Origin of the sequence: Zhongshania sp. (assembly GCF_047636175.1) — a bacterium.
Lineage (GTDB): Bacteria > Pseudomonadota > Gammaproteobacteria > Pseudomonadales > Spongiibacteraceae > Spongiibacter.
The window spans coordinates 13210-35939 of record NZ_JBLIKC010000002.1 but is presented as its reverse complement, the minus strand read 5'-3'; the positions used below and the strand labels follow the sequence as shown (position 1 = coordinate 35939).

The following is a 22730-nucleotide window of genomic DNA, read 5'->3' as shown; positions in this document are numbered from 1 at the left end:
TTCGCGGGCTACCAGGTGGCTAAAGATAGATTTTATGCCCCTAATTATTTAGCAAAAATTAAAGAGAAAATGACATGAGCGATAACAATACCATTGATGTTGACGTAGTTATCGTCGGCGCCGGATTTGCCGGCATGTATCAATTAGTGCAAATGCGACGCGCCGGCCTATCTGCGGTGGTGCTCGAGACCGCTGATGACGTTGGCGGCACTTGGTACTGGAATCGGTACCCCGGCGCTCGATGCGACATCCTCACGGTAGACTACTCCTACAGCTGGGACCCCGAACTTGAGAAAGATTGGATCTGGTCAGAACGCTATGCGACCCAGCCGGAGATTCTCCGTTACGCACAATTCGTCGCCGACAAACACGACCTCCGCCGCGACATTCGCTTCAACACCAAGGTCACCTCGGCGCAGTGGAATAACGACGCCAAACGCTGGCGCATTCATACTGACAGCGGCGATGATGTCACCGCGCAGTTCTACGTAATGGCGACCGGCTGCCTGTCGATGCCTAAGGTTCCCGATATTGAGGGCACTGACCGCTTCAAAGGCGAGGTCTACTTCACCAATAGCTGGCCCCACGACGGCGTCGACTTTAGCGGCAAGCGCGTCGCCGTGATTGGCACCGGTTCATCCGGTATTCAATCAATTCCGCTTATCGCGTCACAGGCCGATCAGCTCACGGTATTCCAGCGGACGCCCAACTTTTCGGTCCCTGCGCACAACGGCCCTATAGCCGACGAGCGACTCGTCGCGTATCGCCAAGATCCTGCGGCCTACCGCGAGGAAGCCCGTCACTCCGGCATAGGGGTGCCAACCACTCCGGCTGATGTCAGCGCCCTTGAGGTATCACCGCAAGAGCGTGAGGCGACCTACGAAGAGGTCTGGCGACGCGGTGAGCTCGCCCACCTACTAGAGCCTTATAACGACTTGAGAATCAGCGCCGAATCGAACGATACGATACGCTGCTTTATACACAATAAGATCCGAGAGATCGTAAAAGACCCGGACGTCGCAGATCTGCTGTGCCCCACCAATCATTACTTTGCCACCAAGCGCCCCTGCCTGGACTCTGGCTACTACGCCACCTACAACTTACCGCAGGTTCGCCTCGTGGATTTGCAAAAGCAAGCCATCGAGACCATAACCGAGTCCGGCATCAACATTGTGGACTCAGCAATTAGCGCCAAGGAAAAGACCGAGTCGATAGACTTCGATGCCATTGTCTTCGCCACCGGTTTCGATGCGATGACCGGCGCAATCGTCGGTGTCGATATCACCGGTCGTAACGATGAATCGCTTCGCGACGCCTGGGCGCATGGCCCGCAGACCTACCTCGGGCTAATGACCGTCGGCTTCCCCAATCTCTTTATGATCACCGGTCCGGGCAGCCCGTCGGTGCTGTCTAATATGATGGTATCGATCGAGCAGCACGTCGATCTGATCACTGACACGATCAAGCACCTTCGCACCAGCGGCATCGACACTATCGAGCCGACGGAGCTAGCACAAAGACGGTGGGTACAGCACAGCAACGAGATCGCTGATCTTACCCTGCTACCCACCGCGAACTCCTGGTATATGGGCGCCAACGTGCCAGGTAAACCGCAGGTCTTCCTACCCTACCCCGGCGGCGTCGGTGAATACCGCAAGATTTGTGATGAGATGGTGGTACAAGGCTACTTGGGGTTTACGCTCACCGGTGCTAATGGAACGCAAAACAACGATGGTGTCATCCGGCCCTTGAAGCCTGACGTGCAAGAGATGCTATCAATCATGGCCGAGATGGCGCTCCCGCCTCTAGAGACCATGGGCGTCGAGGGTGCCCGAGCATTTATGGCTGCCTCTGGAGCCAATATGCCACCGGGTCCAGAGGTGGGTGAGATCATCGACGGCACACTGCCGGGTGCTGACGGCACATCGCTAGACTACCGCCTATATAGACCGGCAACTGCCGGACCGCACCCAATGGTCGTCTATTACCACGGTGGCGGCTGGGTAGTGGGCAGCGCCACCTCAGACGACCCGCTGTGCCGCTACCTGTGTGTCGAATCCGAGTCGATCATTATATCGGTGAACTACCGCCACGCCCCTGAAGCGCGCTTCCCGGCCGCAGCCGATGACGGCCTTGCCGCGGCAAACTGGATTAGCGACCACGCCGAGGAACTCGGAGGTAGGCCCGGCCAACTCGCCGTCGCCGGATGGAGCGCTGGCGCGAATATCGCGGCGGTGACCACGCAGCAAGCGAAGTTGGCTGGGACGCCTACAATTAGCGGTCAGGTACTCTTAAACCCGGTCACCGACGTGAGTACCGTCCGCCAGTCGTACATCGACAACGCCGAGGGCTATGTCCTGACTACACCTCTGATGAGCTGGTTCTGTGACCAGTACTGCAACCCGGCTGACCGTCTCAACCCAAAGGTATCTCCACTGCTTGCCGACACGCTGTCGGGCCTGCCACCGGCGCTGGTAATCACTTGCGAGTTCGACCCACTGCGTGATGAAGGCGACGCATACGCCGAGGCTCTGGCCGCCGCCGGCGTTCAGGTACAGCACCTGCAGTGTCCCGGCCAGATCCACACTGCCATTCCAGCTGTCGATGCCATGGTGACCTCAGAGTATGCCAGAGCGGCGATGGCCGACGCACTGCGCAAATTTTCTAGCGCAGCAGTCGGTCATTAATAAGACTGGCACTAGAACGGCTCCGGAGAGACCTAGTGTAAAAAATGAGCGCAGGAGTTAAAAACCTCCGCTTTTTAACTATTATTCAGCTATTTAAGCGCCGTCACAACTTGCTACCTTGTATGTTCATCGTTACGGAGATCAAATACATGGAAGAAGAATACGGCCTTAACCCTGCCACGACTATAAGCCTTGCTGAGGCTGACGAAACTGCATTTTCGCCATGAGTAAAAGCCATGGGACTGACAGAGCTAACTCTCGGCGAAAACAGCGCATCAGGCCTGCTTCCTCAAGATCGCAGTTTACAGCGAGCTAACGGCGCAATTTGCAGGCAGGCAATAATGGCTGCCATAGATACAATAGTGGCACTGGTTATTTCAACTGGAGAAAAGGTATCAAAAGGTACTGCACGCCCAAATACCCAATTCCTCAGGTCTGCAATAGGCGAAGATTTGCTCATTGCGTCGAACGTCATTAAATTTGGACGGACGATAGCTTACGCCGAAACCCACATTTTTTTGCTAAGTCAGGCAAGCTAGCAGCACACTCAACAAATGAATTCGTTTATTGATCGCATAACAAGGCCACCATCGATACTATTATTTTAAACAAACTACTGCGCGGTCAAATAAGGATATCGATCTAAACTTATTTCAAACACGTATTATGGCTCTCTATTGGCCACCACACATTCATCCACGTCACTTGCTCAGGTAACCTCTTTTGATACTCAATAAAACCAAGCCTCATATCATCATTGTCGGCGCCAATTTCTCTGGCCTTACTGCGGCCAGCAAACTGAGAAAATCTTATGAAGTGACCGTTATTGCCCCGACTCAGGATTTTCAATGGACTCCCAATATCCACGAAATTTTGTCAGACGTGAAAAAGCAAACCAGTATTAGCTTAAATCTAGAAACAATGATTACAAGGTTGGGACATCGTTTTATTAATCAGGCAGTAAGCGCCATTGACGGCCGACTTCAAACCGTCACCCTGGATGACCAGCAAACCCTAAACTACGATGTTCTATTGATCGCATCTGGTCATGCGCGATCTAACTATGGCATTAAAGGCGCCGACGAATACGCCCGCGGATTTCGCACTGCTGATAATGTAATACAAGTGCATCGCGATATTACTGCGGCGATTGACAGCGGAAAACGCGCTATTAACATCAATATTGTTGGCGGTGGATTTACCGGTGTAGAAGTATTGGGCGAGCTATTACGCAAATATTCTGATGACAAACGCCTACATATAAACGTAATCGACCGCGCACCCAGATTGGTACAAGCACTGCCAGAAAAACTATCATCCGATATTGTAGAGCAATGTAAAAACTATCAGATTAATTTCCACTTTAATAAAAAAATTACGGAAGTAAAAAAAGATAGCATTCTCTTCAGCAACCAAGAATCGCTTGATTCAGATATCACGATTTGGTCAGCAGGCACCAAGCTGCCTGACTATCTTGACAAGATTGATACCGAGAAGAGTGCCAACGGCCTAGCCGTGAATACCTATTTGCAAGCCAAAAGCTTCAGTAATATTTTTATTGCCGGTGATTCTGCGACGTTTCCAAAACCGCTTCCCAAGCAAGCCAGCGTCGCCATGGACATGGGTAGCCATGCCGCCGCTAACATTGTGAGATTTTGCGCAAGCAAAGCCTTAAAGCCGTTTAAAGTCAGCGCAACACCCGTGCTGCTATCACTGGGCGATATCAATACTTACTTTATTCAAGGCAAGCTAGTGTTAGCGAGCCCCATGCTTGCTGCAGCCAAAGAAGCGGTATATCAGGTTTATATGGCAAGGCTGTCGACCCTATTACCCTTGGAACAAAGCTGCTCAAGCCTGGCTAGCAGAGTCACTCTATCCGCTGAAAAGCTGTTACTTGCTGAAGTTTTTAAGTTGCGACCCAAGGTGCTACTGCAGCGCAGTAAAATCTTGTAAGGTTTTACTCAAACCTTACCACTTGAGCACGGTAGGGCGAAAATATTGAGAAGCGTCGTCATTAGGTCTATGCGATAACCCACTCTTCCCATGGCTTAAATTAAGCGGCAGGGCATGTTATTTAATGCGTGGGCTTTGGCTTTTGGGTTTGAATTGCGGCCCCTAGCGCTCAGCGATCGCACTCCACTCAGCTCATATCGACCACAGCCAAGTTCATTTTATCCCAATGTGCTAATAGCAAGGCGCGACGGCCTTCGTCGTCTGCCGGTATATCCGCTGCCGCCACTCGCCAAAAGCGCAGCCGCACCGTGGTATCCATCCAACCGCCGTTAAAGAGTTTGGCAAAGCTGGCAGAACCTTCAAAACCTGTGTGGGCGCAAAATAATAGGTCTTTCTGTGGCGCACCACGCATCAGCGCTAAAACACCCGCGGGCCTAGGGGGCAAAACACTCGTCAAACGCTCAGCGCGCTGCAAGGCATCACTATTTCCGCTTGCCGCCAATGAGCGAATAATACGCTGACGCTTTTGCAGCGAAAAGCGTGTGCCCTCAATATAAATCACCAAGCTTTCACGCTCGCTAGCCTCTGCTGCCAAACGCTGTAAAGAAGCTAATTCAGCAGTCATATCTTCAGCAACACGATCTAGGAAAACATTCGGCAAACGATTACCGACTATATCTAAACAAGGATCTAAGAGCAGTTCTTTCTTCAGGACGTAGCGAACTTGAAAACTGCGGGGAATGGCGTAAAACGACATAGGTAGAACGGTGTCGCCAATACTGCTGTGGCGGGGCAAAAGAATCGCCCCGGGGCCGGCTAGCGACGCCTGCCCTTCAACAACAAAGTTAAGACGAAATAGTTTTTGCGCCGCAAACTTTAGTGTATCAGCCCACCAAAACTGTAGACGGCTATTTGTATTTAAGTAGTCTTTACCGTCCCCGCCAGCGAGGCGGTATTTTAGCCACAAGTAAAAACTGGCCACAATTCCTGCCCATTCACAGGCCAAATACACCGTGATAAAACACAAACAGCGCGTCGCCGACTGTGCACTCTTAAGGAAGAGACCTAAGAAAAAACTGATGGGCAGCCACAAAAAAGCGGTAGCCACCATAAATGGGAATACGGTGAGAACCAGCGGTATCGATACTAGCCTGCGCCACAGAGGATTATTCATTTTCATAACAATGCTTGATCCGAAATTCCATAACAAGGAAAGCAAAGGCTTCAATTGGCCGCTTTATTTTTGTTAGAATAATAAGTCAAAGCAAAGTATACGAAAAGCTGTCGGATTAGATTTATCCATCAATCCGAGGAGGATTGCCGTCCTTCTGGTTCAGCTAGTGCAAAGGCAATCAGGGAATCTCCCATCTCGCGCTGATACATATGATGTCCACCGGCAGCGATTACTACGTACTGCCGACCACCGCGTCGATAGGTCATTGGCGAGGCAACCGCGTCGGCCGGCAAATTGTGTTGCCATAAGACCTTGCCACTGTCTGCGGAAAATGCACGAAAGCGTCTATCCATGGTCGCGCCAATAAATACCAGCTTGCCGGCCGTCATCAGAGCGCCACCAAGATTCGGCGTTCCCCAATTGATATCGAAGGGCAGCGGCACTGGCACCATTTGGTGTACAGAACCTAATGGACTTTGCCACTTCATTTCGCCCGAGGCCAAATCTATCGCCAACAGCTTTCCCCAAGGCGGAGCGCTGCAGGGAATACCCAGTGGCGACAATAAACTTTCTACCACCACGGTGTATGGTGTACCCGCCATGCTAATACGCATGGTGCGGCCAGCGGGGGGAATATGCTCGCCCCTCTCTTCACGAACTGTAGGTTTTAAATAACCCATAAACGGCGTGGCATTCACGTTCACTACCAATTGCTGACGCTCAGGCCAGAATACCCCTCCGCCCCAGTTGGCGCCGCCAAGACTGCCGGGCATCATTAATGTGGGCTGCTCCTGCAGTGCCGTAAATAGACCATCATTGTGTAAGCCCGCAATTTTTCTCCGACAAGCACTGCGATCAAAGGGCGTTAGACCCCAGGCATCCTCGGCGCGCAGTTGTTGCGCCATAAGGCGCGGCAAGGCCGGTGACGAGGGCTGAGTAGCCGACAGCTGCTCGCCAGCGACCGAACGCTGCGACACCGCCGTCTCAATAATAGGAAATAGTGGTTTGCCGGTCTCGCGATGAAAAACAAACACAAAACCCTGCTTGGTCAGTTGCACAACCGCTGGAATCATTTTTCTATCGCGGCGTAGATCAATCAGCATTGGCTGGGCGGGCGTGTCGTAATCCCAAACATCGTGATGCACAAACTGGTAATGCCAAACCATTTCACCGCTACTGCCGCGCAGTACCACCAGAGAATTTGCATAGCGGTTATCGCCGGGCCGCAGTGCGCCGTAATAATCTGGCGAGGGCGCACCAGTGGGTATAAACACTAGATCACGCGCCTCGTCGACAGAGAGCGGGGCCCATGCATTGGCCCCGCCCGACACTGCCACCGCGTCCTCTGGCCACTGATCCGCATTCGCCGCCTGGCCATCGACGGGTATAGGTTCGAACTGCCAACGCGGCGCGCCACTGCGCACATCGAAGGCTTTTATAGTTCCGCGCGGAGTGTGGGCACGCACAAAATCCACCACTGCCGAACCGACCACAATGGTGTCATTTACAATCACCGGCGGCGACACACTGCCGATATCACCGGGCACAAAACCTTCGTCTATGCTGTACAGTTTAACGGTCCCGCCATCACCAAAATCTTTACACAGGCTGCCATCTTTAGCGTTTAAAGTAATGAGGCGACGGTCGTGTGTCGCGGTTAAAATACGGTGGGGGCAACTGCCCGCTGGGTTTCTCTGATCTGACCACCACGCCACACCTCGACACTTAAACGGTCTCTCACCCGCAAGTGAAATACGCGGATTAAAACGCCACTGCTCAACACCGGTTTCTGGGTTCAGAGCAATAACTTGATTAAATGCCGTGCAAAAAACCAAATACCCACCGGCCGCCTCGGGCAATAAAATCGGTGTTGTCTCCATTGCGCTACGAGGTAACTGTTCAGCAAACTCTTGTGCCTCACCGCTGCGATATTGCCAGGCCATCTGTAGATCCGACACATTATCGCTATTAATTTGCTGCAGCGCGGAGAAGCCACTGCCGCCCTGGTCGCCTCGGTAGTAAGGCCAGTCCTGCGCCGCCGCGCCCTGCGCAAGTCCGGCGCAAACAATCAGTAGCTGCCGCCAATACCTCATTGCGAATAAGGTTGTATATGAATGAGGGTTGGCTGGGCATCTTCAATCTGCCAACTCGGGAAGTGGGAATTACTGGTAAACACCGACCCATCCTCGGCAATTTCAATATCACGGGTGAACGTGCGCTGGCGCGACATGGGATAGACCTGCCAAGTCTCGGTGTCGATATCAAAACGCAAAATGGTATCTGACTGGTTGCCATTTACCCAAACCGCGCGGCGCTGACGATCAACATTTAATGCGTAGGGAATTTCACTGCGCAATGGCAATGGGTACTTGCTCAACACGCCAGAATCGGGATCGTATTTCGCCACCAATCCATCTTGAAAGGCGACCATCCACACCATGTTGTCGCCATCCACCCGCAGGCGGCGCGGGCCATTGACCGTCACATCAATCATGGTCAATTCGCCGCTCGGCGGATCGATATAGCCGATGTCATTGGCGTACAAGCGTGCAAACCACACTCGTCCATCTGGAGCGACGTCGATTCCATAGGGCATAGGCAAACCGCTGGACTCGCGATCCACCGACGGCATGGGGCGATACTCTGGGTTGATAAAAAAGATCAGTGGCAACAATTTAATTGTTAGCCACTCTTTAAAAGAGCGCGCCGGAATATCGTAGTAAGTGAAGATTTTAGTCACGCGATCAAACATGGCAATCTGCGACGACAATGCCAGCGTGAACCACACCCGATCTTTAGCATCGGTGCGAATAGTATGCGGGTAGAAGCCCTTTTTCATCGGATGACGGATAAAGGTTTTACTGTGGGGATCAAACTCCAATAATGCGCGCTGCATAGAGGGCGTAATAAATATATGGCCATCTTTTGGCGACACCGCAAAAGAGTGCACACCCACATAATTATTGACCTTGCCATAGCTTTTAAATCGATTCCCCAAAAAACCACCGAGCTCATCACTCTCGTCATGAGGCACTTTATAGACCGTATATTCACCCGTTATTGGATTCACCTCATAAATCCGGTCTTGCAGATTATCGCCGACATAGACCATGCCATTGGGGTGCAAAATAAAATCATGCATCTGCGAAAATCCATCGCCTATTGGCCACTCGCGATAGCTCGCCGCAGCCAATTTTGCATCCCATTCACGGGGTGCGGGCAATGTGTCAAAGCTGGCATTCAATTTAGCAAAGCCAGATGCCAAACCTTCGGCCAAGGGTTGTTTTAAATCGTCGGCTATACGCGCGCCGTATCCACCCATACGTTCGATAACGCCTAGCCACTCAGTGGGTGTGCGCTCAACGCGCATAAACGGGGATGCCTGCTGATGACAAAAGGCGCAGTTCAGAAAAAAGTGCTTTCGCAATTCAGGGCCACCGCCAAGATCCAATTGCGAAAGCCAAACATTCGAGGCCTTTTGAGCCGCGAGTGCAAGGGGGTCGAGCTCCCGCGTCATTTGCAGCTCGCCAAGATTATCACTGCCCGGTGAGTGCAAATCTTTATAGCCGGGTTTACGCAAGCGGTAACGATACATATCACCGCCATTGGCAAAGGACACCAAACCCTGTTCATTGCTAAAGCGAGTACTTTCCAGCGCCGCGACATTGCTGACGCCATTGGGCGGGTAGCCATCATCGCTTAAATCCTGAACCGGCGCGGTGATTAGCCGCTGGGTCACCATCACGGTTGCCAGTGGCTTGCGGTCTTCACCCGTCACCAACAAGTCCATTGCCACAAGCTGGCCAGCTGGCAATAACAAGAGCCACAAGCATAGGGATTTATTTACTAGCTTTTGCATAATGTCCTCCAGCCCAAAATCAATAGTTCAAACGCAGGCTGATGCCAACGCTGCGCGGATCACCCAAAAAGGTCTGATAAGAGCCTTCGCTGGAGCCGACATTGGCATCAAATACCGCATGAAATGTTGCCGGCCCAATTGCTGACGCATACTGCTCATCACTGAGGTTTTTTCCCCACACCGCAACATCAACATTACTGCCGCGCCAGCCGAGACGTGCATCGATAATGCCGTAGGCCGGCTCGTAATGCCGAGGATCAAGATCTGGAATATAGGCTGTAGAACCTTGGTAGCGATAAGCTAGACGGCTGTAAAGATCGCCACCGAATAAGGGCTGGGTATAGCGCAGCGAGGCATTGGCCGCCAAACTCGGCGTAAAAGGCAGTTTCTCACCGCTGAGATCACACTGGCCGTATTCATTGTCAGGTTCGCGACCGTAATAGCATTGGCCGCCGTCATAGCTCTCGTACACCACATCCAAGACCGTGGCGCTGATGCTGGCGGTAAACCGATCCGACAATAACAACAGCGCTTCTATTTCTGCGCCGTCCATAATCACCTGCTCCGCGCTATTTACCACAAAACTCAAACCGATAAACGACGCGTTTTGCTGACCGTCGTAGACGGTGTGAAATATTGCCCCGTTGAGACGAGCGCGCTGATCCCAAAATTCGGCCTTCCAGCCCAACTCAAAGTTTTGCACGTCTTCTGGTTCAAAGGTGCGCAGCTCCTCTGGCACGGTACCAGACTCCAAATTATAGCCACCGGCTTTAAACCCCGTTGAGTACGTTAGGTACAACATGATGTCTGGCGTTGGGAAATAACTTAGACTGGCCTTGCCGGTGGTGGCCGACCAACTATCATCCGCACTATAGGGGTCAACATTGGGGGCTACAGAGCAAACGGGATTGGTATCAAAGGGCGCAGAGCAACCATTTTGAGCGGTATTATAGGTAGCAATATAACCCTGTTTTTCCTCATCTGAATAACGCAGACCAAGACTCAGATTCCACTTTTCACTAAGATCAAAGTCGGCCTGAGCAAAGATGCCGTAACTCGTGGTTTGTTGATCGGCGCGATAATAGCCCTCGTCACCCTCTACCCCTAATATGGGTATTTGCACAGGGAGAGGTACTGGTAGAGGAACGGCAGCGCCAACAAAATACTGTGCAACAATAGTGCCGTATTCCTCAACCTGATCTTCCATACGCAAAAACGGCTTATCCCAATCACCGCGCTGAAAATCATTGTAGTAATAGTAAACGCCAGTCATCCATCGCAGACTATCACTACCTTCTGACGCAATACGAAACTCTTGGGAAATCGATTCGCCCGCGTGTTTGTCAAAATTACTGGCAATATTGATCGGCATAAGCTCGACGTTATACATATACTTTTTGGAATCGTAGATATCATAACTACTAATCGAGGTAAAACTGTAAGACTCTCCGCTGTATTGCACATTGAGTATCGCATCACTGGAATCTTGCTTAATAATCGGCTTTAAATTATGTTCAACCACGTGATCAAGAGGGTCATTATTACTAATATCATAGCCGGCCTGACTGATCATTTCACGGGTGCGTTCGCTGTAGTAAACGTCCGCCGCCATGGCGTTCATATCACGGTCCAACCAACCGGCTATTAAGCGTGCCGTCCATCTATCAGAAAAATCGTATTGCAGCTGGCCGCGCAGCGCGATGTCATCTAAATCTCCGCTATCTGGGCCACTTATATTTTTCGTTAGGTTTTCACGGCGGGTAGTACTGCCACTTAATCTACCTGCCAACCTTTCGCTTAAAGGTCCGCTAAGATAGCCTTTGACTTGATGGAGATCATCACTGGCGTAGGTGAATTCCAGCATCGTTTCAAGCTCGCGACTGGGCCTTGCCGAAGACACCGCAATCAATCCCGCCGAGGCATTCTTACCGTATAGGGTACTCTGCGGCCCCTTCAGTACTTCGATAGATTGCACGTCAACGATATCGCCTAAACCAATGCCGGAGCGCGAGCGAAAGGCACCGTCAATATAGAGCGCAACCGCCGGTTCAAAGGTCGGCACATTGGCCGCGTTGCCAATGCCGCGAATGCGGACCGCTGTGCTCATAGGTTGGTCGGTAGTGAGAATATACAAAGACGGCACTAAGGCCGAGACATCACTGATATCTCTAAAGCCCGACTCCTGCAGATCGCCAGCCGATAAGGCGGATACGGCGACCGGGACGTCCTGCAAACTCTCACTGCGTTTCTGCGCAGTGACAAGCACTTCTTCAAGCACTGGCGCGGCAATAGCCGGGGCAATAAAACAAAAGGTGAGTAACAACGGCGATATTCTTTTCATATTTTGCTCCTTGCGACCATCAATCATTCATGGTCATTATTTTTATTATTAAAGGGCTTTATTTATCGGACAATTTTATACGCTAGCAATACATTGCCGGGCAGCTGCCCGAACATACTGTAGCCAGAACTGACATAGAGCCAATCCCCCACAATAATCTGGCCGCCGACATCTATTGCGCCGCCATGCCCGTCTATGTTGTTGCTCGCAAAAATAGGCTGAGCGGTATTTTTCGACCACAGCAGCTCACCATTAAAGCGATCAAAAGCCCGAATTTCACCATCTAGCCCTGCACTGAACACCAACTCAGCGGTCGCTGTTACCGCTGCCGAAAGACCGTAGTAAAAACTGCACTGGTACAATTCTGAGAGATCCACTTTGCCGCCAGCGCGATTATTATTTAAACCTACTAAAGGCCGTTTGCTGTAATTGAAATCGCAATTACGGGTGACCGTGTGCTGCCAAAGCAACTCACCGCTGTCGCCATTTAGAGCGTACAAACCTGGCCGTGGTGTATATCCTGCTTGCTCCCGTTCAGGGTCGGACACCGGCACATACAAGCTGTCACCGGCCAAGGCCATTCCCCAGTGAATACCACCATTACTGGTACCCTGACTTAAACGCTGACGCCACAGCACCCGGTTCGCATCATCAGCGTCTGGGTCCAGCGCAAACACTTCACCGGATTTTTGGCCGGCGAATAGCACCTGCTTACCACTGCTTAATGTCGCCAAGATCACCGAGGCGCCAAAGTCGAAGTCCTCACCCGGATCTCTCGGGCAATTGGCGCCACCGTTCAAACAGCCGGCATTCCAAACATCGCCGCTGATGGCCTGAAACTTCCACACCACTTCACCGCTGTCTAAATCTAGGGCAATGATGGCATCACTGGTGTCGGTCGCTGGCCGGGTGAGGTTTTCACCAGTGCCAAAGTAGAGCCGGTTGCGCTTTGCATCAATGGTTGGGCTTGACCACACCGCCGCACCCGAGGGCCCATAGCGATCTTGGCCGGCGCGATTCGTCCCTTGCAAGATCGCTTCATCGGTCGCATGCCAGGTCCACACTGTACTGCCAGTCTCTGCATTTAAGGTGATAACACCGCCGTGAGACGTACAACAAACATGGCTTTCACTACCCGCGGCGGCAACCTCAAATAAGGATACCGGCACATATAATTTATTATTGTGAAAACTGATAGAACCGGAGATAACCGAGAAATCATTTAGTCTTGCCGACTTCTGCCATACGATGTCTAAGGTATTGGGATCCACTGCATAAATAGTGGCAAGTGAGTCTGCAAAAATCAGTAATTTCCTCGAGTCACCCAAGGTAGCCACGGTGATCGCAGAGCGTATGCCGCTTATCATTTTCCGATGCGCGATAACGCAGCCGCTGCGACGATCGAGCACAAACAACTTGCCCGCCTTATCGCCGATAAAAATCCGCTCGCCGATCACAGCCGGTTGGGAGCGCATATCACTGACGCGAGGAAAGGCAAAACTCCACGCTAGAGTTAAACTCGCGACGTTATCTTTACGTATCGCGGTTTGTTGATCTGAGACAAAACGACGATTTTCAAGCCCAACTCCCCAGCTACCCATAACGGGGCTGCGACTTCGCGCTGGCTCGGGGTCACACATCGCACTAGCTAACCAGTCGTATTGGCCGCTGGCACTGCCCGCCAGATAGTGTGCAATCAAACCGCGCTGTTGCTTACTGAGATGAGCAGCCATAGGCTGCATTTTCCCAAATTCTAAGGCAATCATCAGATCTTCTTTGGCGAGCAGTGATAAAGCCTGCCGCGTTGGTGCGTTCATCGCAGGATTGTCGTGGCAGTCAGCGCAGTGCTTATCAAATAGATACTCGCCGGCGCGGGCCAAAGGAAGGTGATCGGCATTTCGCAGCACCCAGGCTTCGCCATGCTGCATAAGCCAAGCTTTTATCTCGTGACGATTGAGCGCGCCAGCGATAACAAGCACCACCAGCACTACGCCAAGGACGAACCGTTTTTTCATTGCAGTCTCTTTATTATTATTTAGGTAGCGCTGTCAGTAATGACGGCTGGCAAACAGCAATAATATTTGCCTTATTCGCTTAAACTCGCACGGCTTAATATGATCTAGATATTGGGGTGATCACCACCATTAAGTGCCATGATAGTAGCCAGCGGTAGACTTACTCCATACTCCTAATGGCATTATGTATCTCAACGCTGCCGGGAGCGATTAAACACTCCCGGCGAGTGATGTTTAGCAGGTGCTCAGACAGTCAACTCACTGAGCACTTTATCGATAATAGCCAAACCTTCTTCTAGCACTTCATCCTCAATGGTTACTGGCATCAAGAAGCGAATTGAATTTCCATGCATGCCACAAGCCAGCAGTATTAGCCCATGCTCCTTGGCCTTGGCGGTGATCGCTGCGGCCAGATCGGCACGCGGTTCGCGGCAGGCTTTGTCGGTCACCAACTCAAATGCGGCCATCGCGCCAACGTTCCGCGAGTTATCAACAAACTCAAACTTTTCCTGCCAAACCGCGAATCGTTTGGCGAGCTTGTCACCAAGGCGATTAGCCGCGCCTAGGATGTCTTCAGTCTCGAAGATGTCCATCACTGCCAGCACTGCGGCGCAGGACACAGGGCTACCGGTGTAGGTACCGCCGAGTGAATTCGGTCCCGAGCTGTCCATCAATTTATCAGTACCCACTATCGCGGAGATAGGCATGCCATCGCCCATACTCTTGGCCATAGTCATCATATCGGGCTCGACGCCGCTGTGCTCAATCGCGAACATTTTGCCGGTGCGGCCAAAGCCACTTTGAACTTCATCAATAATCATTAGAATGCCGTGCTCATCGCAAATCTCGCGAATAGCCTTGAGGAAGGCCGGCGAAGCCGCATAGAAACCACCCTCGCCCAGTATTGGCTCAATAAATATGGCTGCGGTGTTCGCTGGATCAGCGTCAGTCCGCAGTGTCATCTGCAGCCCCCGCAGAGCTTCTTCTTCACTCACACCATGGTATGCCACCGGGTAAGGGGCGCGGAATACCGTGCCTGGCATGGGGCCGAAATCGCCCTGATAGGGCTTTACTTTGCCGTTCATAGCCATAGTCATAAAGGTGCGGCCGTGATAGCCACCGTCAAAGCAAATGATATTAGTTCGGCCGGTTGCCGCGCGGGCAATCTTCACCGCATTCTCCAAGGCTTCAGCACCGGAATTAGCCAGCATTACCTTGGCGTGACCGCGCACTGGACTGATTTCACTTAGCTTCTGCGCCACTCTGACGTATCCCTCATAGGGCATAACTGTCTGACAGGTGTGCATAAGCTGGTCAAGCTGGGCTTTTACCGCAGCAACGACCTTGGGGTGACGATGACCGACGTTTAATACGCCGATACCCCCAGCAAAATCGATCATACGCTTGCCATCTGCGTCCCAGACTTCAGCATTGCTCGCGTGAGCAGCAAATTGTTCATTCGAGCTGGCCGCGCCAGCGGCTACATACCGTTCTTTTAATGCTTGCAGTTCTAAATTATTCACGTTTTGGTTTCCGTAAGTTGAAACTATTCGAGTGGGATCGAAGCCGATCCACCGGGGATACGCCAGCCTAGCGCTGGACGCGGGTGACTCTGAGCCAAACTTGTGCCTTGAATAACCCGCCACAGCAAATATTCTGACAGGCAAAAGTAGGGTAAGACTCGTCAGAAGGCGGGCTTGTGGCTAGTCGGCGATCATCGTTTGAAAAGCTATGATAAACGAAGCTCGGCCAATGAACAAAATTTTAGCCTATTAAAAACAAGTGGCTATCATTAAAGTTATAAAGGGCAGCGCACGCTGCAACTGTATATTAACTAAATGTAGACCCAGTATTTTGTATTTACAAATATTATTCATTTTTACCTAAAAAAATAAAGTCTGATAATTTATTTTCGACGTAAAATAAGGTTACGCTAAAGAAATATCTTTTATCTCGCAAACCGATAAACCAAGATTTCTGTAACTTAAAAACCCGATAACCATTACTCTAATTTAGTAAGCATGCTTTTTTGGAATTGACCAATGAATTTATACAGCATGGTTTTTTACTCGTCGGCACTCTAAAATCACCACCACTCTCACCACAACTTGGCATGACATTTTCCTATGCTTCCCTTGGTTTATCACAAAAATTACTCATGCGCCTTTGCGGAAGATCATCGTTTTGTAATGAGTAAATTTCGGCGCCTGCATGACATCCTACTGAAACGCGGCTTGATTGACGCTGACCAGGCTAATGTTTTTACGCCAGTCATGGGCAAACCAGAAGACTTTGCCATTGCGCACAGCCCTAACTATCTACAAAATTTGCTGGGTAATCACATTTGTCCAAAGGAGTGGCGACGAGTCGGCCTGCCCTGGAGCCAAGGTCTTGTTGATCGAACCTTAACTGCACCCAACGGAACTTTGCTAACAGCACGTTTGGCATTGCAATATGGCGTGGCCTGCCACTTAGCGGGTGGCACTCATCACGCGCATCGTGATTTTGGTAGTGGGTTTTGCATGATCAATGACCTTGCTTACACCGCGCTAAAAATGCTTAAAACCAAGGAACTTAATCGTATTCTCATATTTGATTGCGACGTGCATCAAGGTGATGGCAGCGCCACCATTCTTTCAGGTAAACCCGGCGTGTTCACCTGCTCTATTCATTGTGAAAAGAATTTTCCATTTAGAAAAGCACAGAGTGATCTGGACGTAGGCTTAGCTTTTGATATGGAAGACGATGACTATATAGACATTGTAGATAGCACCCTGAAAAAGCTATTGCGTGAGTTTCAACCCGATCTTGTTCTTTACGACGCGGGCGTTGACGTTTGGGAACATGATGAGTTGGGCAAACTCAATATTAGCTGGAAAGGCATCGAAGGCCGTGATCGCCTAGTAATTGAAACCTGTCTGAAGCAAGGCATTCCAATTGCTACCGTAATCGGTGGGGGCTACGACAAAGACCACGAGCGTCTGGCGCAGCGACACGCTATTGTGATTGAACAAGCGCACGCGCTTATTAATAAATAATCGACACAACATATTCAGTATTTATTGCAGCCTTCCATTGTAGAAGGCCCACACGGTGAGCAGTCACGGTGCGGGCCAAATCACTATCCACCACCGCTGCTACTAGCTTATTCGCTTAAATTGAGAACGCTTAAACTCGGGTCAGCCTGCACGGCATCGGCGCAAAAACGTCCCGGCACCCATTCTTTGCGCGAATACATTTCGGTCTGATCCGCAAAGTATGGCGACTCGCTGCTCGCCGACTGCGAGTAGGTTAAAATGGTCTGGGTATCCGGGCACTCGTCCTCATCGAACGACACTACCTGTACGAAGCTAGCGCCGTGAACGACATCGTTGTAGCCCTCCGCAGAATCACTCCACTTGCTGCGAATGGCATTAAATAAGCCGAAGGTACCGTTCCCGCCATGTATGGGAATCAAACGATCGCCACGTGCCTCTTTGGAATAATTGCGCAGACTGGCATCGAGTGGGATGTTGTTGCCCTCCAAATCACTGATTGCAGAGGCCAGTGCAAACTGCACATGGGGATTGGCAATATTCAGGCCCCGCGGCGTATTGACTGGATCGTTAACGTCAAAGGGCGTTGCCCAGGCGTCGGCAAAACCAAAAGCACTTGCCGCAGTGCCAGTCGGCACGTCTTCTATAAATAAATTTGTGACAAATCGGCGAAACAACACCGCACCCGGGGCATCCAGGTCATCACGACGCGTCCACGCGGCCAATACGGTGCAGGCTTCCGCTGTTTGCACCGGACCACCGGCGCCAATCATGCCCGGCGTTATCGCGCACAGCTGCAATAAATCGTCTAACCACAAATCTGCTGCCATATGACGATTATTGAATATCAAATCCTGTAATTGCTGGCGACTAAATTTATTTCCTGGCAAGCCATCACTGCCGGCTAGACGCTCCTCAGTCATCACTAGACCCAAGCGAGTACGCATGCGACGCTCACTGCGTTCATCACCAATAATGCGATAAAAACCTTCCAAGGGCTCGTTTGGACTAGAAAGCCAATAGCTATCATTCGAGTTGGTCACATAGTCGCGGCGAATCAACCAAGGCATATTTCCCGGACCGATAATACCCGGCTGCGCGGCATCGGCGTCGGTATCCCATGCGCAGGCATTGCGAGAGCCATCAAGCACAGGCAAACCCAGAGTATTAGCCGTGACCGCGCCCAGCGGCAGACCGCACTCCACCGCCTTCTGATCGGAGACATTGGGTGTAACCGAAATATCAGCGTATAAGGCCTCGCCACTGCTATCGGCGGCAATGGTGTTAACCCATGGAATACCTTGATTGCGCTGCAGTATATCGAGTAATTCACGCACACTTTGGGCGCGGTTGGCTTCAACAAAATGATTTATATAGCGGAAATTACTGGCATTGGCATCGGCGAGTGCAAAGCCGACTGCGGGAGTCCACGGAAATATTGGCAAACCCAATATCGCGGTCACCATCGGCCCCCAGCGCGTGGTATACAAGGTGCGAGATACCGATGAGCCGTCAGCCAAGTCGACACTAAGCTCATACGGGATCATGGCTTCTGGCTGGCCATCCACTAGATACGAGGTCGGATCGCCGGGCACCAATGCCAATTGATAGGGTGTGAAACGCCAGGCAGATGAGACCGTGTGACTCCAGGCCATGTTTTCGGTGTGGCCAATCAAGATCAGGGGCACACCAAATAATGCAGACCCAGTGACGTCTAACTCACCGGTAATAGTGAGGTGCGCCTGATGAAAGCGCTCGGCGCCATCCCAGGGAAAGTGGGGATTGCCCAATAACATGCCTTTGCCGTTCTGGGTTGCCTCTGAGCCAAGCGCAATCGCATTGCTACCGATTTGAATACCCTGCCACGCCTGATCAAGATCCAGCGCGAATTGCTCCGGACTGGACATCGCCGCAGTGAGTGAGCCTGGACCCGGTGGTTGCGCACCGCCTATGCCGTCAATCGCCACTGCAGAGCTGCCCAATAAAGCCAACTGATAAAAACGTCGATATACATCCAGTTCGGTAATAGGTCTCACCCAGTCAGCACCGCGACAAGCAGGATCAGGAATATTGTCGACACCGGTATCTTGTAAGTAACGGTTATAACCTACGACATAACCCTTCACTAATTCCCGCGCCTCAGGCAAAGGTCCCAGCGGGGGCAGCTCCGCAACGAGCTGTTCTATGCGCTGCTCAGCATTAATGAGTTTAAAAAAGAAATCCGAATTTAAATTATTATTGATGGTGCCATTGCCAGTCATCTCCCAGCTTTCATCAGCACCAAAGTATTTGGATCTCTCGCCAGACACGGTCACGTATACATCGGCGATCGTACAAATATTATCCCGCGCAAAAGAGTGACTATAGCCGTAACCAATACCGGCGTAATCGCTGGCTTTGATGTGCACCATTCCAAGTTCACCACGGCTAATTTCCGCATTGTAAACATTATTATTGGCAGGTGGCTGCGCTGGCAAAGTCGTATTGACATTGCTGTCACCACAGGAGGCAACTAGCACCCCACATAAGATCAAACTTGTATTACGGTATTTCATTAAATATTCCAGCTGGATCAAGAGTAAAAAATTAAAACCGCGGCATCGAAAAAATCAGTTCCACATTGCGATCCTCTGGACGGCCTTCTCGCTGTCCGCCTTGAGTACACAGCGCGTCTAGATTTGCCTCGCTAATGGCCGCCTGTACTGCGGCAGGATCGGTAAGATAAAGCGCGCAGCGGTCGTCGGCCGCTGCCAAGCGTTGAGGATTAGTCAGGCTATGGCTTAACACCGGGCCACGAATAGTGCCGCTGCCGTCGCCGTTATCAAATACCTCAATCAGCCGCTGCTGCTGGGGATGATCGATAAGTGAGGCCGTTTCAATTTGCCAAAAACCACCGCAGTGTTGACCGTGACAATCACTCACCGGCGCCGAGATTTCACCGTTGCTGCCCACCCCATCGTCAACCGCAAAGGCACGAACACGATGTACATGGGTGTGGCCTGCCACCCAGGCAATCATATTGGGCCAAGATGCCAATTCCGCATTTAATTCAATAGCACTTACTTCTAACGTTAGTAAGTCTGCGAACATCCCGTACTCGGCAAACGTTAAATCAGGATGATGGGAAAACACCATCACCAGCTGCTGCTTTGCATGGGCTGCAGCCAACTCAGTTTTTAACCAATCGAATTGAGCGAGGTCCAGACTCCCGTCCGAGAGTGCAAAGGGGTTGCGCAACATGGCGGTGGGAACACGTGGGTCGCGACCATCAATAATGGTGTTGAGAACAATCATGCGAAAACGCTGCTCGCCAGCGTCAAACGCGTAGTAGCCATCGTTGCGATCGTCTTCATCCTCGAGACGCGCGGCATCGACAAAACCAAATCCGTGACCGAGGGGTTGCGACGAAGACTTAAAAAACTCCTGAATAAAATCACGCTGGCCGAACATATAGCGACGACCGGTAAGCTGAGATACTTCGTTCAAGGGTACATCGGCCGCGACCGTGCCACGGGTATAACCATCGTGATTGCCAAAGGCCACAAACCACGGCATGGCGATAGTCTGATTAATACAGCCGTCAGCACCGTCGTCACAGCGCAAAATCTCTGGCAGACCGGGCGAGCGGGTCACCGTTTGTCGCGCAGGATCAACAGAACCGTCAGCAGCGCGGCCACTAGTAGCCGCTTGCTGGGTATTTTTTACTTGCAGCACTGTGCGCGTGGGTAAAAACTGATATGCCGGATCGTCAATATCCGGATCAATAGTTTGGGTATCAGCCGTGCCCCGACCAGTAAAGCGAGTACAGGACAAATCGATCTGCTCAGTGGGAGCGTCAGCACCCAAGGCAAGTGCGCAGGCTTCTTCAAAGGCGCTCATCTGATCGAAGCGGCCATCCAGATTATCAATAAAACGCCGAGTCTCTGCGACGGTTGTCAGGTCTGCAGAATCACCGGTGACTATCGCAAATTCAGCAGGGTATTGCGCATGGCAATTGTTCAGCGCCGAAATCAAATCGTTCAGCACTTCGTCTGAATACTCTTCCTGAAAGCGCTGCGCGGACTCAAAGCTAGTGTAAAGCGGATCTAGCGCACTGGCGCCATTTAACAACTGACCGTCGTCATCAATAATGTGATCGTCAGTCAGGTGCACAAATCGCAGCAATAAGTCCGCGCCAGCGGGCCGACTTCCCGTCGCCAGGTCATTGCGAGTCACAAAGGCCTCGGAGCTCATATTGTCGCAGACAGCTGGGCCAAGCTTTTGGCTGGGCGCGACATCATTGTCCACTGCTCCGGCCGTATTGCCTGAATCTGTGTGATTACAGGCAAGCAAGGTGAGCGCGCTGATCAATAGCAGGGCTTTTGAAATGTGATTCATTCTTATGTCCAGATAGGTATTATTGTTAGTTGGCGCAGTAACGATACATGGTACATCTTACGTGACATAACATCTAACTAGGCCCCGTTGTTACGCGCCCAACTGTCTCAAGCCGATAATGGCAGTCTGTGATCGCTAAAATCGGTAACGGGGTTTTGGCTCATAGCTGGCCGCGGGGTAGGCACCACCAAAGTGGGTGTCGCGAAAGGCCCGCATTTCAGGCGTAAAGGGTTAAAAAAGTGGGCAATCATCTGCTAACTTGGCTATAAAGTCGCATTAGCGTTCAGTGGCTGACTTTTCTAAGCTGTAGATGTATCAGGTCAGATATGGGCTTTTAAGATAAATATTGGCGTTCCAATCCGGTGTTGCGTAACATTGATGCGATTCATTTTTCCAACCATTCCCTTACCCTAATTTGGCATCCAACCCTATGCCCAGTGATCAAGCACTTATTACGTCAGACGCCAATGAGGCGCCAGATATTCTTCGCAGCCGTTTTCAGGAATGGGGTTATCTCTATTTCAAGCACTATGCGGCTTCCACAAAATGCGCCGCCTTGCTAAAGGATATCCTCTCCCGCTTGTCGCCTTATGTAACGTTGGATGAATCTCGGCAGTTACCGGTAATGACCGGGGAAGCTTTCGTAGAAACCGATGCAATTTGGGACGAGGTCTATCCAAAAATTCAAGCATTGGAATCCTTTCACGGGCTCTTCCATGACCCACATCTACTAAAGCTGATGCAGATGGTCAGTAACAGTGAAGTATTTGTATATCCCATGAAAATGGCGCGAATATCAACGCCAAGAATGGTGGGCTATGAAACCCCACCCCATCAGGATGCCCGCTCTCATGTCGCCCCCAGTTCCATGGCTGGTATCTGGGTTGCATTGCATGACATTTCAACCGAGATGGGACGCCTCAAAATACTACCAGCATCGCACAAGCGCGGCATGCGGGAAATAATACAATCCCCTGGCGTGGGCAATGTTCAGTGCGAGATTTATCCAGACGAAACCACTTGGCACGTCTCTGATGTGGCCCAAGGGGACGTTATTATATTTAACGCTTTTACCGTACACGCCGCTCAACCAAACACCAGCGACTCGGTTGTGCGAATGAGTGTAGACACCCGCTTTTGCGACTACGGCGCACCGGTATTTTCCAGCAATCTAGAGCCACATCACGGCTGGCGTATAGATCAGTTAAGCTGGCCACAAATATATGCAAACTGGCAGAAGACAGACCTGCAATACTATTGGGCTGACTACCCGAACTTCACTTAGGCTA

The 22730-nt window shown here is 51.3% G+C and carries 13 protein-coding genes; 5 read left to right on the top strand and 8 right to left on the bottom strand.

Annotation, left to right across the window (positions count from 1 at the left end; genetic code table 11):
- Positions 1 to 74: 74 nt before the first annotated feature.
- The 3 genes from ACI955_RS01230 (at position 75) to ACI955_RS01220 (ending at position 4640) form a co-directional block, all read left to right on the top strand.
- A complete protein-coding gene (locus tag ACI955_RS01230) occupies positions 75 to 2687 on the top strand; it encodes a flavin-containing monooxygenase (RefSeq protein ID WP_415241914.1) in 2613 nt (870 codons plus the stop codon).
- Between the two features lie 44 nt (positions 2688 to 2731).
- A complete protein-coding gene (locus ACI955_RS01225; RefSeq protein ID WP_415241913.1) occupies positions 2732 to 2914 on the top strand; it encodes a hypothetical protein in 183 nt (60 codons plus the stop codon).
- 496 nt (positions 2915 to 3410) lie between these two features.
- Positions 3411 to 4640: an NAD(P)/FAD-dependent oxidoreductase gene (locus ACI955_RS01220; protein WP_415241912.1), complete on the top strand. Its 1230-nt coding sequence runs from the start codon at positions 3411 to 3413 to the stop codon at positions 4638 to 4640.
- 187 nt (positions 4641 to 4827) lie between these two features.
- Here ACI955_RS01220 and ACI955_RS01215 read toward each other — a convergent pair whose 3' ends face one another.
- The 6 genes from ACI955_RS01215 to gabT all read right to left on the bottom strand — a co-directional run bounded on the left by ACI955_RS01215 (position 4828) and on the right by gabT (position 15552).
- Positions 4828 to 5820, bottom strand: coding sequence for a 1-acyl-sn-glycerol-3-phosphate acyltransferase (locus tag ACI955_RS01215; RefSeq protein WP_415241911.1), 993 nt, complete (start codon positions 5818 to 5820; stop codon positions 4828 to 4830).
- A gap of 122 nt (positions 5821 to 5942) precedes the next feature.
- Entirely contained in the window at positions 5943 to 7907 is a 1965-nt protein-coding gene (locus ACI955_RS01210) for a pyrroloquinoline quinone-dependent dehydrogenase (protein ID WP_415241910.1), read from the bottom strand.
- The gene (locus ACI955_RS01205; protein ID WP_415241909.1) at positions 7904 to 9673 is read right to left on the bottom strand and encodes a lyase; all 1770 of its coding nucleotides are present in this window, start codon (positions 9671 to 9673) and stop codon (positions 7904 to 7906) included. The genes ACI955_RS01210 and ACI955_RS01205 overlap by 4 nt, the downstream gene beginning before the upstream one ends.
- Positions 9674 to 9692: 19 nt before the next feature.
- Entirely contained in the window at positions 9693 to 12014 is a 2322-nt protein-coding gene (locus tag ACI955_RS01200) for a TonB-dependent receptor (protein ID WP_415241908.1), read from the bottom strand.
- Positions 12015 to 12076: 62 nt separating this feature from the next.
- Positions 12077 to 14029 carry a PQQ-binding-like beta-propeller repeat protein gene (locus ACI955_RS01195; protein WP_415241907.1) on the bottom strand — a complete coding sequence of 651 codons (1953 nt, stop codon included), beginning with the start codon at positions 14027 to 14029 and terminating at the stop codon, positions 12077 to 12079.
- A 245-nt stretch (positions 14030 to 14274) separates the two neighbouring features.
- Complete coding sequence (gene gabT, locus ACI955_RS01190; RefSeq protein WP_415241906.1) at positions 14275 to 15552, bottom strand: 4-aminobutyrate--2-oxoglutarate transaminase; 1278 nt, start codon at positions 15550 to 15552, stop codon at positions 14275 to 14277.
- Positions 15553 to 16218: 666 nt separating this feature from the next.
- Here gabT and ACI955_RS01185 point away from each other — a divergent pair.
- Positions 16219 to 17067 carry a histone deacetylase gene (locus ACI955_RS01185; protein ID WP_415241905.1) on the top strand — a complete coding sequence of 283 codons (849 nt, stop codon included), beginning with the start codon at positions 16219 to 16221 and terminating at the stop codon, positions 17065 to 17067.
- 107 nt (positions 17068 to 17174) lie between these two features.
- Here ACI955_RS01185 and ACI955_RS01180 read toward each other — a convergent pair whose 3' ends face one another.
- On the bottom strand, positions 17175 to 19619 hold the full coding sequence (locus ACI955_RS01180; RefSeq protein WP_415241904.1) for a penicillin acylase family protein: 2445 nt from the start codon (positions 19617 to 19619) through the stop codon (positions 17175 to 17177).
- A gap of 31 nt (positions 19620 to 19650) precedes the next feature.
- Positions 19651 to 21441 (bottom strand): hypothetical protein, encoded by a 1791-nt coding sequence (locus ACI955_RS01175; RefSeq protein WP_415241903.1) that lies wholly within the window; start codon positions 21439 to 21441, stop codon positions 19651 to 19653.
- 430 nt (positions 21442 to 21871) lie between these two features.
- Between ACI955_RS01175 and ACI955_RS01170 the strand changes: the two genes are divergently transcribed.
- Positions 21872 to 22726 (top strand): phytanoyl-CoA dioxygenase family protein, encoded by an 855-nt coding sequence (locus ACI955_RS01170; RefSeq protein WP_415241902.1) that lies wholly within the window; start codon positions 21872 to 21874, stop codon positions 22724 to 22726.
- Positions 22727 to 22730 lie beyond the last annotated feature (4 nt).

What these genes read in the sequence shown, in the direction of transcription:
- ACI955_RS01180 (WP_415241904.1), bottom strand. Translation starts at nt 19,619, where the DNA reads ATGAAATACCGTAATACAAGTTTGATCTTATGTGGGGTGCTAGTTGCC.
- ACI955_RS01205 (WP_415241909.1), bottom strand. Translation starts at nt 9,673, where the DNA reads ATGCAAAAGCTAGTAAATAAATCCCTATGCTTGTGGCTCTTGTTATTG.
- ACI955_RS01210 (WP_415241910.1), bottom strand. Translation starts at nt 7,907, where the DNA reads ATGAGGTATTGGCGGCAGCTACTGATTGTTTGCGCCGGACTTGCGCAG.
- ACI955_RS01230 (WP_415241914.1), top strand. Translation starts at nt 75, where the DNA reads ATGAGCGATAACAATACCATTGATGTTGACGTAGTTATCGTCGGCGCC.
- ACI955_RS01185 (WP_415241905.1), top strand. Translation starts at nt 16,219, where the DNA reads ATGAGTAAATTTCGGCGCCTGCATGACATCCTACTGAAACGCGGCTTG.
- ACI955_RS01200 (WP_415241908.1), bottom strand. Translation starts at nt 12,014, where the DNA reads ATGAAAAGAATATCGCCGTTGTTACTCACCTTTTGTTTTATTGCCCCG.
- ACI955_RS01195 (WP_415241907.1), bottom strand. Translation starts at nt 14,029, where the DNA reads ATGAAAAAACGGTTCGTCCTTGGCGTAGTGCTGGTGGTGCTTGTTATC.
- ACI955_RS01170 (WP_415241902.1), top strand. Translation starts at nt 21,872, where the DNA reads ATGCCCAGTGATCAAGCACTTATTACGTCAGACGCCAATGAGGCGCCA.
- ACI955_RS01215 (WP_415241911.1), bottom strand. Translation starts at nt 5,820, where the DNA reads ATGAAAATGAATAATCCTCTGTGGCGCAGGCTAGTATCGATACCGCTG.
- ACI955_RS01225 (WP_415241913.1), top strand. Translation starts at nt 2,732, where the DNA reads ATGAGCGCAGGAGTTAAAAACCTCCGCTTTTTAACTATTATTCAGCTA.
- ACI955_RS01175 (WP_415241903.1), bottom strand. Translation starts at nt 21,441, where the DNA reads ATGAATCACATTTCAAAAGCCCTGCTATTGATCAGCGCGCTCACCTTG.